The following is a 16,169-nucleotide window of genomic DNA, read 5'->3' as shown; positions in this document are numbered from 1 at the left end:
CACCCATTGCTATGGATGAAGGATTGCGTTTCGCGATTCGTGAAGGTGGCCGCACAGTTGGTGCCGGTGTAGTCGCAAAAATCATTGAATAAATGATATAAAAGGTGTGAGGCTGAATGGCTTCACACTAATATTGCTAATGTTAGGCCAGTAGCTCAATTGGCAGAGCGGCGGTCTCCAAAACCGCAGGTTGGGGGTTCGATTCCCTCCTGGCCTGCCAACAATTAGATAAATATGAAAAATTCAAGTGATTCCAAGTTAAATTTTAAAGAAATAGTATTGTGGCTTGGCATTTTGCTAATCACAATTTTTGCCTTTTTAGGGACTTACTATTTTGATTTTACAGGTCCTATAAAAGCAATTATTTGGATTGGTTGGTTTGTGTTAGTAGCTGTGTTGGGATTTTTTACATCCAAAGGAAAAGAAGTCTTTGCATTCGCAAAAGATGCAAAAATAGAATTGCAAAAAGTGGTCTGGCCAACACGCCAAGAAACTATTCAAACCACATCGATTGTTATGATCATGGTTGCAGTAACCGGGTTTGTTCTTTGGGGTGTAGACTCTGCAATGATGTGGGTAATCGCTAAATTAACACATTTGGGTTGAAAATACGGTGGAAGAGCATAAAACTAAACAATGGTATGTGGTTCATGCCTATTCAGGCTATGAGAATTTTGTCATGCGCGAAATTAAATCACGCGCAGAACACCATCATCTGCAAGAGAAAATTGGTGAAGTAGTCGTTCCATCGGAAGAAGTTGTTGAAATGCGCGCGGGGCAAAAAAGAAAAAGTACGCGAAAATTCTTCCCCGGGTATGTGTTGGTTAATATGGTTATGGATGATGAAACCTGGCATATGATTCGAGCTATTCCTCGAGTTTTAGGTTTTATTGGTGGAACCAGTCAAACACCAACACCAATTACTGATAAAGAAGCTAGAGCCATTCTTCAGCGTGTTGAGGAAGGGGTTACTAAACCGAAGCCCAAGATTCTCTTTGAACCGGGTGAAGTGGTACGCGTTAAAGACGGACCCTTTGTTGACTTCAATGGGGTAGTTGAAGAAGTTAATTATGAGAAAAGTCGCTTAAGAGTTGCTGTTCTTATCTTTGGTCGTTCAACTCCAGTTGAGTTGGAGTTTAGTCAGGTAGAAAAAACTTAATTTTTTTGTGTGTGTTAACTGGGAAGCTTTAGTAGCTTTAAGTATTTTTAATGAGAAGTGAACTAGCGTTATACCCGTAAGGAGTAATTATGGCTAAAAAAGTAGAAGCTTATATAAAATTACAGATCCCTGCCGGCAAGGCAAATCCAAGCCCACCAGTTGGACCTGCTTTGGGACAGCGTGGTGTGAATATTATGGAATTCTGTAAAGCATTTAATGCTGCAACGCAAGGCATGGAACAAGGGTTGGTTACACCTGTAGTAATTACTGTCTATTCAGATCGTAGTTTTACATTTATAACCAAAACCCCGCCAGCCTCAGTTCTATTGAAAAAAGCAGCAGGTATCCAGAGTGGAAGCGGTACCCCCAATACCAAGAAGGTTGCTAAACTCAAGCGTTCTCAACTTGAAGAAATTGCTAAAGTTAAACAACCAGATTTAACAGCAGCTAATTTAGAGGCAGCAGTTCGCAGCATTGCTGGGACAGCTCGAAGTATGGGCATCGAGGTAGAAGGTTTGGAATAAGGGGTTACCAATGGCTATAAGTAAAAAACAACAGAAAATTCGTGAAAAGGTGAAACCAAATCACCTTTATAATGCAGCTGACGCAATTGCTATACTAAAAGAGTTCGCAAGCAAAAATTTTGAAGAAAGCGTTGATATTAGCGTAAATCTTGGTGTCGATCCTCGAAAGTCAGATCAAGTTGTTCGTTCATCAACTAACCTACCAAAAGGTACTGGTAAAAAAGTTCGCGTTGCGGTATTTGCCCAAGGTGATAATGCAACAAAGGCTAAAAATGCTGGTGCTGATATAGTAGGTTTTGAAGATTTAGCAGAACAGATCAAAGCAGGCGAAATGAACTTTGATGTAGTTATTGCAACTCCTGATGCGATGCGTATTGTTGGTCAACTTGGACAAATTTTAGGTCCACGTGGTTTAATGCCAAACCCAAAAGTGGGTACGGTTACCATGAACGTGGAAGGGGCAGTTAATGATGCCAAATCTGGCCAGGTTCGTTACAGAACTGATAAGAATGGTATTATTCATTGTACGGTTGGTAAAATTAATTTTTCTGCCGAAGATTTGGTTGAAAACATTGTAGCATTGATGATGGACTTGAGAAAAGCTAAGCCAGCATCTGCCAAAGGTGTATATTTCAAGAAAATTTCACTATCAACAACCATGGGGCCAGGATTACCTATTGATATTGCTACAATACCTATGTAATATATATCGCCCTTTAAATCGCTTTCACGGCATAGACATGGTTCAATGCCGTCGAAGACCGCAGGTGCTTTTGGGCTTAATACCCTGCGCAGACGGTGAACCGGCTCCGGGTATTCTCTGAGACGGCCACCATAACTGTCAAATCTATGAGATTTGAACAACTTAGGAGGTCAGTAACGTGACGTTAACATTAGCTGCAAAAAAAGCCGTCGTTGAAGAAGTGACAGCAGTTGCTTCTAAGGCTATTTCGGCAGTCGTTGCTGATTATCGTGGTTTAACTGTGAATCAAATGACCCAGCTTCGTAGCGAAGCACGCAAAGCAGGCGTTTATTTACGGGTAGTGCCAAATACACTGACTCGTAGAGCGTTTGAAAAAACTGAATTTGCTTGCTTAAGTGACAAGTTGGTTGGTCCTTTGTTTATTGCTTTATCTCTCGAAGCACCGAGTGATGCCGCAAGATTACTGAAGGATTTCGTTAAGACATTTGAAAAGCTTGAAATCAAAGCATTAGCTGTGAGTGGGAAAGTATATGAGGCTAATCAACTGGATGCAGTTGCTAGCTTGCCGACTCGTGACGAAGCATTGGCTAAACTAATGTATGTGATGAAAGCGCCAATTGAGAAGTTTGTCCGAACTCTTGCAGAACCTCATGCCAAATTGGTGAGAACTGTTGCTGCAATCAAAGACAAAAAACAGTAATAAACCACATAATCTTTATAATTTTTAACCTAGGAGCTAGAAATGGCTGTATCAAAAAATGAGATTCTTGAAACAATCTCTAATATGACTGTAATGGAAATTGTAGAACTTATCGAAGCAATGGAAGAGAAGTTTAATGTTTCTGCCGCTGCTGCTGCGGTTGCTGTTGCTGCACCTGCTGCTGGTGGTGCTGCTGCTGCAGAAGAGAAAACTGAATTCAACGTTGTAATGACTAGCTTTGGCTCAAACAAAGTAGGCGTTATTAAAGCAATTCGCGAAATTACTGGTTTAGGCTTAAAAGAAGCTAAAGACTTAGTAGAAGGTGCTCCTTCAACTGTTAAAGAAGGCGTGTCTAAAGACGAAGCTGCTGATATCAAGAAGAAGCTTGAAGAAGCTGGCGCTGCTGTCGAAGTTAAGTAATACCGTTGTAGATAAGTTTAAGAACCCAGCCATGGTTTCATGGCTGGGTTTGTGTGTTTGATGATATCAATAATTTTACAGAGGAACCACCATGGCAATTGCAGAAGCTAAACCTCAATATTCACATGCTGAGAAGAAACGATTTCGCAAAAGCTTTGGTAGGCAAGCAGATAAAATGGAGATCCCAAATCTGCTTGAAATCCAGCTAAAATCGTATCGAGATTTTTTAGAGACTGACCCAATAGCTAATGGGCAGCAAACCGGCTTGCATGCAGCATTTGCATCAGTTTTCCCAATTGAAAGTTTTTCTGGAAATGCCAGATTAGAGTATGTTAGTTATAAATTAGGTGAGCCAGCCTTTGATGTACGTGAATGTAAACTTAGAGGTCTGACTTATTCAGCTCCTTTGCGCGTTAAAATTAGATTAGTTGTTTTAGACAAAGACGCCGCTGGTGAACCAAAACCCATCAAAGATATCCGTGAGCAAGATGTTTTCATGGGCGAAATCCCTTTAATGACTGATGTTGGTACATTTGTTGTAAATGGAACTGAACGAGTTGTAGTATCCCAATTACACCGTTCACCTGGTGTTATTTTTGAACATGATCGAGGTAAAACACATTCCTCGGGCAAACTACTCTATTCTGCTCGTATCATTCCATACCGTGGTTCTTGGCTCGATTTTGAGTTCGATCCAAAGGATTGTGTGTTTGTGCGTATTGACAGACGGCGCAAGTTACCAGTAACCATTTTATTACGCTCACTTGGGTATGAAACAGAAGATATCCTCGCTGAGTTTTTTGAAACAACAATCTGCCAATTGAGAAATGGTGAGTTTCACATCAATCTTATTCCTGCAAGATTGCGTGGTGAAATTGCTTCATTTGATATTGTTGTTCCCGAAACGGGAGAATTAATTGTTGAACAAGGTCGTCGCATTACTGCTCGTCACATTAAATTAATGGAAAAGAGTAATATGCAAGATCTCGTTGTACCAAGAGATTATTTAATTGGTAAAGTTCTTGCCAAAAATATTATAAATACTGATACAGGCGAAGTTTTGGCTGAGGCCAATGGCGAAGTCACTGCAGATTTGCTTGACCAACTCGCGGATAATGGCATTCTTAATTTTGAAATGATTTATACCAATGATCTCGATCATGGTTCTTATATCTCTGATACCTTAAGAATTGATCCCACTACAAGTCAGTTGGAAGCCCTTGTTGAAATATATCGCATGATGCGACCTGGTGAGCCACCAACTAAAGAAGCTGCTGAAGCATTATTTAAAAACCTTTTCTTTGCCGAAGATCGTTATGATCTTTCTGCAGTCGGTCGTATGAAATTTAACCGCCGCGTAGGTAGAAAGGAAGACACAGGTCCAGGTACTTTAACTAAAGAAGATATCCTTGCCGTTATTAAAACTCTTATTGATATTCGTAACGGTATTGGAATGGTTGATGATATTGATCACTTAGGAAACCGTCGTGTTCGAAGTGTTGGTGAAATGGCAGAAAACCAATTCCGTGTAGGTTTGGTAAGAGTTGAGCGTGCGGTTAAAGAGCGTTTGAGTCTTGTTGAGTCTGAAAATCTAATGCCACAAGATTTAATTAATGCAAAACCTGTTTCTGCTGCTGTGAAAGAATTTTTCGGCTCAAGCCAATTGTCACAATTTATGGATCAGGTTAATCCTCTTTCAGGGGTTACTCATAAGCGTCGTGTTTCAGCTCTTGGCCCAGGTGGTTTGACAAGAGAACGAGCAGGATTTGAGGTGCGTGACGTTCATACGACTCACTATGGTCGTGTGTGTCCAATTGAAACACCTGAAGGACCAAACATTGGATTGATTAATTCTCTATCTGTTTATGCCAGAACAAATGACTATGGATTTATCGAGACACCATGTCGTAAAGTTATTGAGGGTCGTGTAACTGATGAAATTGAATATCTTTCTGCAATTGAAGAAGTGGATCAATACATTGCTCAGTCTAATGTGGCTGTAGATGAGAAAGGTAATATTCTAGCTGATTTAGTACCTTGTCGACATCAAAATGAATTTTCATTAACGACTCCTGATAAAATTAATTATATGGATGTGTCACCCAAACAGATCGTTTCAGTAGCGGCTTCTTTGATTCCATTTCTTGAACATGATGATGCGAACCGCGCATTAATGGGTTCAAACATGCAACGACAAGCTGTGCCGACACTTCGTTCTGAAAAACCATTAGTTGGTACAGGAATGGAGCGTACTGTGGCTTCTGACTCAGGAGTTTCAGTTGTTGCCAGACGAGGTGGTGTAATTGATTTAGTCGATGCTTCGCGTATTGTAGTTCGCGTGAATGATGATGAAACCACTGCGGGTGAAGCTGGGGTAGATATTTATAATTTAACTAAATATTTTCGTTCAAACCAAGATACCTGTATTAATCAAAGACCTATAGTATCTACAGGTGACCGTATTCAAAGAGGCGATATTCTTGCTGACGGTCCATGTACCGATATGGGTGAACTTGCCCTAGGACAAAATCTTTTAGTAGCGTTTATGCCTTGGAATGGTTACAACTTCGAAGATTCTATCCTCATATCTGAGCGTATTGTTCAGGAAGATAGATTTACAACTATTCACATTGAAGAATTGACCTGTATTGCACGTGATACAAAATTAGGAACTGAAGAAATTACTGCAGATATTCCTAATGTCGGTGAGTCAGCATTAGCAAGTCTTGATGAATCAGGCGTTGTGTATATTGGTGCCGAAGTTAGTGCTGGTGATATTTTAGTAGGTAAAGTAACGCCAAAAGGTGAGACACAACTAACACCAGAAGAAAAATTGCTTAGAGCAATTTTTGGCGAGAAAGCCTCAGATGTTAAAGATTCTTCATTACGTGTTCCTTCAGGAATGAATGGAACTGTAATCGATGTACAAATTTTTACACGTGATGGGTTAGAGAAAGATGAGCGTGCAAAAAGTATTGAAGAAGAGCACTTAGCACGTGTACGCAAGGACTTAATCGACGAAAGACGTATTCGAGAAGAGGATATCTATCATCGGGTGAGCAATTTGTTACTTGATAAAGCTGCAGCTGGTGGTCCAAGCAATATTAAACCTGGAACAAAAATTACTTCCGACTATTTAAATAAAGTAGAGCGTGAGAAATGGTTTGATATTCGTGTAGATGACGATATTGTTAGTCAACAGTTAGAACAGCTTTCTAAGCAAATGGAATTGCTCGGTAAGGAAATGGAAAAGCGCTTTAATGATAGTCGTAAGAAAATTATTCAAGGAGACGATCTAGCTCCAGGCGTACTCAAGATAGTTAAAGTGTATTTGGCAGTTAAACGCCGAATTCAGCCTGGGGATAAGATGGCAGGACGTCATGGAAATAAAGGGGTTATTTCTATTGTTGTGCCCGTTGAAGATATGCCGCATATGGCTGACGGAACAGCAGTTGATATCGTATTAAATCCATTAGGCGTTCCTTCACGTATGAACATAGGGCAAGTACTTGAAACGCACTTGGGCCTTGCAGCAAAAGGTCTTGGACAGCGGATAGCTGACTTGCTTGATGCTCAACGCGCAGTTAGCGAAGTAAGAACTTACCTGGATAAAATCTATAATCATGATGGACAACAAAGAGTCCACTTAGACAGTTTAAGTGACGAAGAAGTCATGACGTTGGCCGATAATCTGCGAGCAGGTGTACCTATGGCAACTCCTGTTTTTGATGGTGCTAACGAGAAAGAAATCAAGGCAATGCTTGAGTTAGCTGGGTTACGTCCTGATGGAAAAACAATTTTGTTTGATGGCAGAACCGGTAAGCAATTTGATAATCCAGTAACCGTTGGCTATATGTATATGCTTAAGCTTAATCATTTAGTAGATGATAAGATGCATGCACGTTCTACTGGGTCATACAGCCTGGTAACCCAACAACCATTAGGCGGTAAGGCACAGTTTGGTGGTCAGCGTTTTGGAGAGATGGAAGTGTGGGCACTAGAAGCCTACGGTGCTGCCTATACGTTGCAAGAGATGTTAACAGTGAAATCAGATGATGTCGGAGGACGTACCAAGATATATAAAAATATAGTTGATGGCGACCATCGTATGGATCCTGGCATGCCAGAGTCTTTCAATGTATTACTGAAAGAAATAAGGGCATTGGGTATCGATATCGAATTGGAGCATGACTAATAATTTTTTCGTTCAGCGATAATTTCTGACAACTATTTTTGGAGGCATAGACTTGGCTAATCTCGAACCAATGAGAAAACCACCTGTAATGAGTGATTTGCTTGGCATCCTCAAACAACAAGGTCAAAGTGAAGAATTTGATGCAATCAAAATTGCGCTAGCTTCGCCCGATTTAATCCGTTCTTGGTCATATGGAGAAGTTAAAAAACCTGAAACCATTAACTATAGAACATTCAAACCGGAGCGTGATGGTTTATTCTGCGCCAAAACATTTGGCCCGGTTAAAGACTATGAATGCTTGTGCGGTAAGTATAAACGGCTTAAGCATCGTGGTGTTATCTGTGAAAAATGTGGCGTTGAGCTTGCTTTGGCTAAAGTTCGTCGCGAAAGAATGGGGCATATTGAGCTGGCTAGTCCTGTTGCTCATATATGGTTCTTGAAATCCCTACCATCCCGTATTGGTTTGTTGCTGGATATGACGCTGCGTGATATCGAGCGTGTTCTTTACTTTGAAGCATTTGTTGTTGTTGATCCTGGCATGACAGAATTAGAGCGCGGACAATTGCTCAATGATGAAGTCTATCTTGATGCGATGGAACAATATGGCGACGAATTTGATGCACGCATGGGGGCTGAAGCGATCCGTGATTTATTACGACAAATTGATTTAGAAGAAGAAATTAAATCATTGCGTGAAGAATTGCCAACAACCAATTCAGAAACCAAGATCAAGAAGATCACTAAACGATTAAAGTTACTTGAAGCATTTCAAGAGTCTGGTAACAAGCCCGAGTGGATGATCATGGATGTACTTCCAGTTCTACCACCCGATTTGCGTCCATTGGTACCATTAGATGGTGGCCGTTTTGCTACATCTGACTTAAATGATCTATATCGTCGAGTTATCAACCGCAATAATCGCTTAAAACGACTTCTCGATTTAAATGCTCCTGATATTATTGTGCGCAACGAAAAGCGTATGCTACAAGAATCTGTTGATGCGTTACTTGACAATGGTCGACGTGGTCGAGCTATTACAGGTACTAATAAGCGTCCGCTAAAATCACTAGCAGATATGATTAAAGGTAAGCAAGGTCGTTTTAGACAGAACTTGCTAGGTAAGCGTGTAGACTATTCTGGTCGTTCGGTAATTGTAGTCGGACCTACCCTACGATTACATCAATGTGGTCTACCTAAAAAGATGGCATTGGAGTTGTTCAAACCTTTTATATTTAGCAAATTAGAGTTTAGAGGTTTAGCAACTACAATTAAAGCAGCCAAAAAAATGGTGGAGAGAGAAGATCCTGTTGTGTGGGATATTCTTGATGATGTTATTCGCGAGCATCCAATTCTACTTAACCGCGCGCCCACTTTGCACCGACTTGGTATTCAAGCATTTGAACCTGTTTTGATCGAAGGGAAAGCGATTCAGCTTCATCCTCTCGTATGTACTGCCTATAACGCAGACTTCGACGGGGACCAAATGGCAGTACACGTGCCATTAACCTTGGAAGCTCAGCTAGAAGCGCGCTCTTTAATGATGTCAACGAACAATATCTTATCACCTGCAAGTGGTGAGCCTATCATTGTTCCAAGCCAAGACGTTGTCCTTGGACTGTATTATTTGACTAGAGAGCGAGTTAATGCACAGGGTGAAGGTAAAATTTTTGTAAGTGCACAAGAAGCGCAAAATTTTTATGAAGCAGGTTATGTAGACATACATGCAAAAGTCAAAATTAGAATGCTACGCGAAGATGCGGAGGGTTACCATTTAGTTGAGACAACCGTTGGTCGTGCTATCCTTTCAGATATCCTGCCTAAAGGGATGTCATTTTCTCTAATTAATAGAGCAATGACTAAAAAAGCCATTACCAAGGTTGTGGATACTTGCTACCGTAAATTTGGTCTAAAAGAAACGGTCATTTTTGCTGACCAACTGATGTATATGGGATTTAAATTTGCTACTCGTGCGGGAGCTTCAATTGGTATTGAAGACATGGAGATACCTGATGATAAGGCTTCTATCATTGAGCAGGCAGATAATGAAGTACGTGAGATCGAAGCACAGTATCGTTCAGGCCTAGTAACTAACGGCGAGCGATATAATAAAGTTATTGATATTTGGTCACGTACCAATGAAATGGTGGCCAAGTCAATGATGACAAAAATTGCAACTGAAGAAGTTGTTGCTCGCGATGGTAAGAAAACACGTCAAGAATCATTTAACCCAATCTTCATGATGGCTGACTCTGGAGCAAGGGGTTCTGCCGCACAGATTAGACAGCTAGCTGGTATGCGGGGTTTGATGGCAGCCCCTGACGGATCAATTATTGAGACGCCGATTACTGCGAATTTCCGTGAAGGACTTAATGTGTTCCAATACTTTATTTCTACCCACGGAGCGCGCAAAGGTCTTGCTGATACAGCATTGAAAACAGCAAACTCAGGATATTTGACACGTCGTTTGGTAGATGTAGCCCAAGACGTAGTGATCACCGAAGATGACTGCGGCACTGAGCACGGCATATTAATGCAGCCGCTGATTGAGGGTGGGGATATTGTTGAGCCATTACACGAGAGAGTGTTAGGTCGTGTAGTAGCAACTGATGTTTATATTCCTAATCAAGCAGAGCCAATTGTCAAAGCAGGTACCCTTTTAGATGAAGATTGGGTAGAAAAGCTTGAAAAGTTTGGTGTTGACCAAGTGTTGGTTCGTTCACCAATTACTTGTGAAACTCGATTTGGTTTATGTGCAAAATGCTATGGTCGTGATTTGGCGCGTGGACATTTGGTTAACACAGGTGAGGCAGTCGGTATCATTGCCGCGCAATCAATCGGTGAGCCAGGTACACAGTTAACCATGCGTACCTTCCACATCGGAGGAGCAGCATCAAGAGCTACAGCAGCAAACAATATTCAAATTAAGAATAAAGGGGTTATTCGTCTGCATAATATCAAGACGGTTTCTCATGAGAATAGCAATCTAGTCGCTGTTTCGCGCTCAGGGGAAGTTTCAATTGTTGATGACTTTGGTCGCGAACGTGAACGTTATAAATTACCTTATGGTGCTGTTTTAAGTGTTCATGACAATATGCCTGTAGAAGCTGGACAAGTTATTGCGACGTGGGATCCACATACCCACCCAGTTATCTCTGAAGTAAGCGGTAAACTGAAATTTGTGGATTTGATTGAAGGTTTAACCATGAATCGTCAGACCGATGAATTAACTGGTCTAAGCAATATTGTTGTTACCGATGCGAAGCAACGCAGCGCAGCAGGTAAAGACATGCGTCCTATGGTGAAGCTTGTTTCTGACGATGGTGATGATATTTATTTGGCTGGAACCAATGTTCCTGCTCAATACTATCTGCCAGTTGATGCAATCATTAATTTTGAAGATGGAAACGCTGTTGGGGTTGGTGACGTTATTGCACGTATCCCGCAAGAGCGTTCTAAGACACGTGATATTACAGGGGGTCTACCTCGAGTAGCAGACCTCTTTGAAGCGCGAAAGCCAAAGGATGCCGCTGTTATGGCTGAAGTTTCAGGTTTAGTAAACTTCGGTAAAGAAACAAAAGGTAAACGGCGTTTGATTATCAGTGCATCTGAACATCAAGCTCACGAGGAGTTAATACCTAAATGGCGTCATATTTCTGTCTTCGAAGGAGAACATGTGGAACGCGGTGAGGTTATTGCTGATGGTCCGCTTAATCCACATGATATTCTACGCTTACTTGGAGTTGGTGCTCTGGCAAACTATATCGTGAATGAAGTTCAAGATGTATATCGTTTACAAGGGGTAAAGATTAACGATAAGCATATCGAAGTCATTGTTCGACAAATGTTACGTAAGCGCATAATAACATTTACTGGTGATTCGAAGTTCTTAGTTGGTGAGCAAATCGAAGAAAGCGTAATGTTACAGGAAAATGACAAGCTTATTGCAGAAGGAAAAGAAGTTGCTCATGGCACGCCAATATTACTAGGTATTACCAAAGCATCATTGGCGACGGAATCCTTCATTTCTGCGGCATCATTCCAAGAAACAACTCGTGTCTTGACTGAAGCTGCCGTCAGTGGAAAAGTCGATGATCTGCGTGGCTTAAAAGAAAACGTGATGGTAGGTCGCTTGATTCCAGCTGGAACAGGTTACGCGTATCATCAAGGCCGCAAGGCAAAACGTGCAAAAGCTGCTGCAGGTATTGAGCAAGGTACGCATACGGTGACTGCTAGTGATGTTGAGCATGCATTGAGTGAGGCACTCAATGCTGATCATAATGATCATTAATGCGGATCTATTAACAGCAGGTTTGAACTTGACAAACCTGCTGGACCTATATAGAATCCGGCCTCCTTATGCATTCGAAATGTATACAAAAGTTAAAGTTCGGAGTTAAGAATAAATGGCTACTATTAATCAGTTAGTAAGAAAGCCTCGCGTGGACGCTAAGAAGAAATCAAACGTCCCTGCATTGGAATCCTGTCCTCAACGACGTGGTGTTTGTACTCGTGTGTACACAACAACACCTAAAAAGCCTAACTCAGCTATGCGTAAGGTTGCTCGTGTTCGTTTGACTAATGGTTTCGAGGTAACGTCCTACATCGGTGGAGAAGGTCACAACTTGCAGGAACACTCTGTGGTGCTAATCCGTGGTGGTCGTGTGAAGGATTTACCTGGGGTGCGTTATCACACCGTTCGCGGAAGTTTGGACACTTCCGGTGTAAACGATCGTAAGCAAGGCCGTTCAAAATACGGTACCAAGAAACCCAAAGATAAGAAATAATCTGATTGTAGGAATCTAGACATGCCAAGAAGAAGAGAAGTCCCCAAACGCGAGATTTTACCTGATCCTAAGCATCATAGTGAATTGCTCGCTAAGTTTATTAACGTACTAATGATTAGCGGTAAAAAATCAATTGCTGAGAAGGTCATTTATGGTGCGTTAGAATTATTAAACGACCGCGTTAAAAAGATTAAGAAAGCTGATGAAGAAGGTGGTGACGAGGGAAGCACAGGTGCATCCGGTAGTGTTCTTCGTTACTTCGAGCAAGCACTTGATAACGTTCGACCAAGCGTTGAAGTAAGATCGCGCCGAGTTGGTGGTGCTACTTATCAAGTTCCAGTTGAAGTGCGCACTGACAGAAGTATTGCATTAGGTATGCGCTGGATTGTGCAGGCTGCTCGTTCGCGTGGTGAAAAAGGCATGATGTTACGTCTTGCTGGTGAACTAATGGATGCGTTTGAGAACAAAGGTTCTGCTGTAAAAAAACGTGAAGATACTCATAAAATGGCAAAAGCTAACCAGGCGTTTGCACATTTTAGATGGAATTAGCAGGGAGATAATTCGTGTCTACTCCACTAGAACTATACAGAAATATCGGCATTGCCGCACACGTTGATGCTGGAAAGACAACAACTACTGAGCGTGTGTTGTTTTATACCGGCATGTCGCATAAAATCGGTGAGGTTCATGATGGTGCTGCAACGATGGACTGGATGGTTCAAGAGCAGGAGCGTGGTATTACCATTACTTCTGCAGCAACTACGTGTTACTGGTCAGGCATGGACAAAAATTATCAACGCCACCGTATTAACATTATTGATACCCCTGGTCACGTGGATTTCATGATTGAAGTAGAGCGTTCTTTGCGCGTGCTGGATGGTGCTGTCGTAGTGTTTGACTCTGTATCTGGAGTAGAGCCACAATCTGAAACAGTCTGGCGTCAATCCGACAAATACGGCGTTCCTCGTATCGTTTTTGTTAATAAAATGGATAGGATGGGCGCAAACTTTTTGCGGGTTGTAGACCAAATTCAAAAGCGCTTAGGTTCTAATCCCGTTGTGGTACAATTACCTATTGGGGCTGAAGATTCTTTTAAAGGTGTTATTGACCTTATCAAAATGAAGGCAATACATTGGGATGAAGAATCTAAAGGTATGTCTTTTGAATATAAAGACATACCCGCAGACATGCTGGCGCAGTGCGAAGAATATCGTGCGAAAATTGTAGAGGCAGCCGCTGAAGCCTCTGAAAAGTTAATGGAAAAATATCTTGAAGGTGAAGAGTTTACTGAGGCAGAAATTAAAAAAGCTCTACGGCAACTTACAGTCAACAATGAAATCGTTCCAGTATTTTGCGGCTCTGCTTTTAAAAACAAAGGAGTCCAGGCCGTACTAGATGGTGTTGTAGAGTACTTGCCCTCGCCAATTGATATTCCAGACATTCGTGGTGTTGATGAAGATGGTGAAGAAATTCACCGCAAAACATCCTATGACGAACCTTTTTCTGCTTTGGCATTTAAAATTGCTACCGATCCATTTGTTGGAACGTTAACTTATTTCCGTGCTTATTCAGGTGTTCTCAAAAGTGGTGATACAGTTTATAACCCTGTTAAAGGGAAGAAAGAACGTATCGGCCGCTTGTTGCAGATGCATGCTAACTCACGTGAAGAAATCAAAGAAGTCAGAGCTGGTGATATTGCTGCTGCAGTTGGTCTGAAAACTGTAACCACTGGCGATACACTTTGTGATGTCGACCATATTGTGACTCTAGAGCGAATGGATTTTCCTGATCCTGTTATTGCAGTCGCAGTAGAGCCTAAGACGAAAGCAGACCAGGAGAAAATGGGTATTGCTTTGGGTAAATTGGCTCAAGAAGACCCCTCATTCCGCGTTCATACTGATGAGGAATCAGGACAAACAATCATTCAGGGAATGGGTGAGCTTCATTTAGAGATTATTGTAGACCGAATGAAGCGTGAGTTTAATGTCGAAGCAAATGTTGGTAAACCTCAGGTTGCTTATCGCGAGACAATTAAAACTTCTGTTGAACAAGAAGGTAAATTTGTTCGTCAATCAGGTGGTCGTGGTCAATATGGACACGTTTGGTTGAAAATTGAACCTCAGCAGCCAGGTGTTGGTTATGAGTTCGTAAATGCTATCGTTGGTGGTGTTATTCCCAAAGAATATATCCCTGCGGTTGATAAAGGTGTACAAGAACAGCTACAAAATGGTGTTATCGCTGGATATCCTGTTGTTGATGTTAAAGTTACTTTGTTTGACGGTTCATTCCACGAAGTTGACTCTAGCGAAATGGCATTTAAGATTGCTGGTTCTCAGTGCTTTAAGCAAGGTGCGTTAAAAGCTAAGCCTGTTTTACTTGAACCGATTATGCAAGTTGAAGTGGTTACTCCTGAAGATTACATGGGCGATGTAATGGGAGATCTCAATCGTCGTAGAGGTATGGTTCAAGGTATGGAGGATTCTCCTGCTGGTAAGATAGTTCGAGCAGAAGTTCCTTTGGCTGAAATGTTTGGCTACGCTACGGATCTTCGTTCTGCTACTCAAGGTCGCGCTACCTACTCTATGGAGTTTTCAAGATACGCAGAGGCGCCCACAAACATTGCTGAAGCAATTATTAAGAAACAATAAAAGTTAACGAGGTATTGAAATGGCGAAGGAAAAGTTTGAGCGTAAGAAGCCGCACGTGAACGTGGGAACGATTGGTCACGTAGACCATGGTAAGACCACATTGACTGCAGCGATTACAACGATTATGGCGAAGAAGTATGGTGGTACAGCGAAGGCGTATGATCAGATTGATGCCGCGCCTGAAGAACGTGAGCGTGGTATTACGATTTCGACAGCGCACGTTGAGTATGAATCAGCTAACCGCCACTACGCGCACGTAGATTGCCCAGGACATGCTGACTATGTGAAGAACATGATTACTGGTGCGGCTCAAATGGACGGAGCTATTTTAGTAGTATCCGCAGCGGATGGTCCGATGCCGCAAACGCGTGAACACATTTTGTTGTCACGTCAAGTAGGTGTGCCCTACATTGTGGTGTTCATGAATAAAGCGGACATGGTTGATGACCCTGAGTTATTAGAATTGGTAGAAATGGAAGTACGTGACTTGCTAAGCAGTTACGAGTTTCCTGGTGATGATATACCTATTGTTGTTGGTTCAGCACTGAAAGCATTGGAAGGTGATACTAGTGAGATTGGAGTAGGCGCTATCGAGAAATTGGTAGAGACTATGGACTCATACATCCCTGAGCCAGTAAGAAACATTGATAAGAGCTTCTTGTTACCGATTGAAGATGTATTCTCAATTTCTGGGCGCGGAACAGTAGTAACAGGACGTGTTGAGAGTGGAATAGTTAAAGTTGGTGAAGAAGTCGAGATTGTTGGAATCCGCGATACGCAGAAGACGACTTGCACAGGCGTTGAAATGTTCCGTAAGTTACTCGACGAAGGTCGCGCAGGCGATAACGTTGGTGTCTTGTTACGTGGAACTAAGCGTGATGAAGTTGAACGTGGTCAAGTATTGGCGAAGCCAGGTACAATCAAGCCCCACACGAAGTTTGAAGCAGAAGTATACGTTCTGTCGAAAGATGAAGGTGGTCGACATACTCCATTTTTCAATGGCTATCGTCCACAGTTTTACTTCAGAACGACTGAT

Annotated in this window: 13 protein-coding genes and 1 tRNA gene; all 14 read left to right on the top strand. The window is 41.8% G+C overall.

What is annotated here, in order from left to right:
• On the top strand, positions 1–92 hold a 92-nt coding region (locus tag Lbru_RS16980), incomplete at its 5' end, for an EF-Tu C-terminal domain-related protein (protein WP_080442139.1).
• A 52-nt stretch (positions 93–144) separates the two neighbouring features.
• Positions 145–220: transfer RNA gene (locus Lbru_RS14300), tRNA-Trp, on the top strand.
• A 14-nt stretch (positions 221–234) separates the two neighbouring features.
• Positions 235–606 carry a preprotein translocase subunit SecE gene (secE, locus tag Lbru_RS14295; RefSeq protein WP_058442813.1) on the top strand — a complete coding sequence of 124 codons (372 nt, stop codon included), beginning with the start codon at positions 235–237 and terminating at the stop codon, positions 604–606.
• Positions 607–613: 7 nt separating this feature from the next.
• A complete protein-coding gene (gene nusG, locus Lbru_RS14290) occupies positions 614–1,159 on the top strand; it encodes a transcription termination/antitermination protein NusG (RefSeq protein WP_058442812.1) in 546 nt (181 codons plus the stop codon).
• Between the two features lie 89 nt (positions 1,160–1,248).
• On the top strand, positions 1,249–1,683 hold the full coding sequence (gene rplK / locus Lbru_RS14285; RefSeq protein WP_058442811.1) for a 50S ribosomal protein L11: 435 nt from the start codon (positions 1,249–1,251) through the stop codon (positions 1,681–1,683).
• A gap of 10 nt (positions 1,684–1,693) precedes the next feature.
• Positions 1,694–2,386, top strand: a complete 693-nt coding sequence (gene rplA / locus Lbru_RS14280; protein ID WP_058442810.1) for a 50S ribosomal protein L1 — start codon at positions 1,694–1,696, stop codon at positions 2,384–2,386.
• A 178-nt stretch (positions 2,387–2,564) separates the two neighbouring features.
• The gene (gene rplJ / locus Lbru_RS14275; RefSeq protein WP_058442809.1) at positions 2,565–3,086 is read left to right on the top strand and encodes a 50S ribosomal protein L10; all 522 of its coding nucleotides are present in this window, start codon (positions 2,565–2,567) and stop codon (positions 3,084–3,086) included.
• 42 nt (positions 3,087–3,128) lie between these two features.
• Entirely contained in the window at positions 3,129–3,506 is a 378-nt protein-coding gene (rplL, locus tag Lbru_RS14270; RefSeq protein WP_058442808.1) for a 50S ribosomal protein L7/L12, read from the top strand.
• Between the two features lie 91 nt (positions 3,507–3,597).
• The gene (gene rpoB, locus Lbru_RS14265; protein WP_058442807.1) at positions 3,598–7,701 is read left to right on the top strand and encodes a DNA-directed RNA polymerase subunit beta; all 4,104 of its coding nucleotides are present in this window, start codon (positions 3,598–3,600) and stop codon (positions 7,699–7,701) included.
• Between the two features lie 88 nt (positions 7,702–7,789).
• Complete coding sequence (rpoC, locus tag Lbru_RS14260; protein ID WP_058442820.1) at positions 7,790–11,989, top strand: DNA-directed RNA polymerase subunit beta'; 4,200 nt, start codon at positions 7,790–7,792, stop codon at positions 11,987–11,989.
• Between the two features lie 115 nt (positions 11,990–12,104).
• Positions 12,105–12,485, top strand: a complete 381-nt coding sequence (rpsL, locus tag Lbru_RS14255; RefSeq protein WP_045098305.1) for a 30S ribosomal protein S12 — start codon at positions 12,105–12,107, stop codon at positions 12,483–12,485.
• A 21-nt stretch (positions 12,486–12,506) separates the two neighbouring features.
• On the top strand, positions 12,507–13,034 hold the full coding sequence (gene rpsG / locus Lbru_RS14250; protein WP_058442806.1) for a 30S ribosomal protein S7: 528 nt from the start codon (positions 12,507–12,509) through the stop codon (positions 13,032–13,034).
• Positions 13,035–13,048: 14 nt separating this feature from the next.
• Complete coding sequence (gene fusA / locus Lbru_RS14245; RefSeq protein ID WP_058442805.1) at positions 13,049–15,133, top strand: elongation factor G; 2,085 nt, start codon at positions 13,049–13,051, stop codon at positions 15,131–15,133.
• A 19-nt stretch (positions 15,134–15,152) separates the two neighbouring features.
• Positions 15,153–16,169 (top strand): elongation factor Tu (gene tuf / locus Lbru_RS14240; RefSeq protein WP_238583894.1); only part of this gene is annotated, 1,017 nt, incomplete at its 3' end.

Origin of the sequence: Legionella brunensis, from assembly GCF_001467025.1 — a bacterium.
GTDB classification, from domain to species: domain Bacteria; phylum Pseudomonadota; class Gammaproteobacteria; order Legionellales; family Legionellaceae; genus Tatlockia; species Tatlockia brunensis.
The sequence above is the reverse complement of the archived record's forward strand: the minus strand, read 5'-3'. Positions and strand labels throughout refer to the sequence as shown.

Bases quoted from the DNA above. Each gene is read 5' to 3' on its own strand.
- secE (WP_058442813.1), top strand. From the start codon at position 235: ATGAAAAATTCAAGTGATTCCAAGTTAAATTTTAAAGAAATAGTATTG.
- rplK (WP_058442811.1), top strand. From the start codon at position 1,249: ATGGCTAAAAAAGTAGAAGCTTATATAAAATTACAGATCCCTGCCGGC.
- rplA (WP_058442810.1), top strand. From the start codon at position 1,694: ATGGCTATAAGTAAAAAACAACAGAAAATTCGTGAAAAGGTGAAACCA.
- rplL (WP_058442808.1), top strand. From the start codon at position 3,129: ATGGCTGTATCAAAAAATGAGATTCTTGAAACAATCTCTAATATGACT.
- rpoB (WP_058442807.1), top strand. From the start codon at position 3,598: ATGGCAATTGCAGAAGCTAAACCTCAATATTCACATGCTGAGAAGAAA.
- rpoC (WP_058442820.1), top strand. From the start codon at position 7,790: ATGAGTGATTTGCTTGGCATCCTCAAACAACAAGGTCAAAGTGAAGAA.
- rpsL (WP_045098305.1), top strand. From the start codon at position 12,105: ATGGCTACTATTAATCAGTTAGTAAGAAAGCCTCGCGTGGACGCTAAG.
- rpsG (WP_058442806.1), top strand. From the start codon at position 12,507: ATGCCAAGAAGAAGAGAAGTCCCCAAACGCGAGATTTTACCTGATCCT.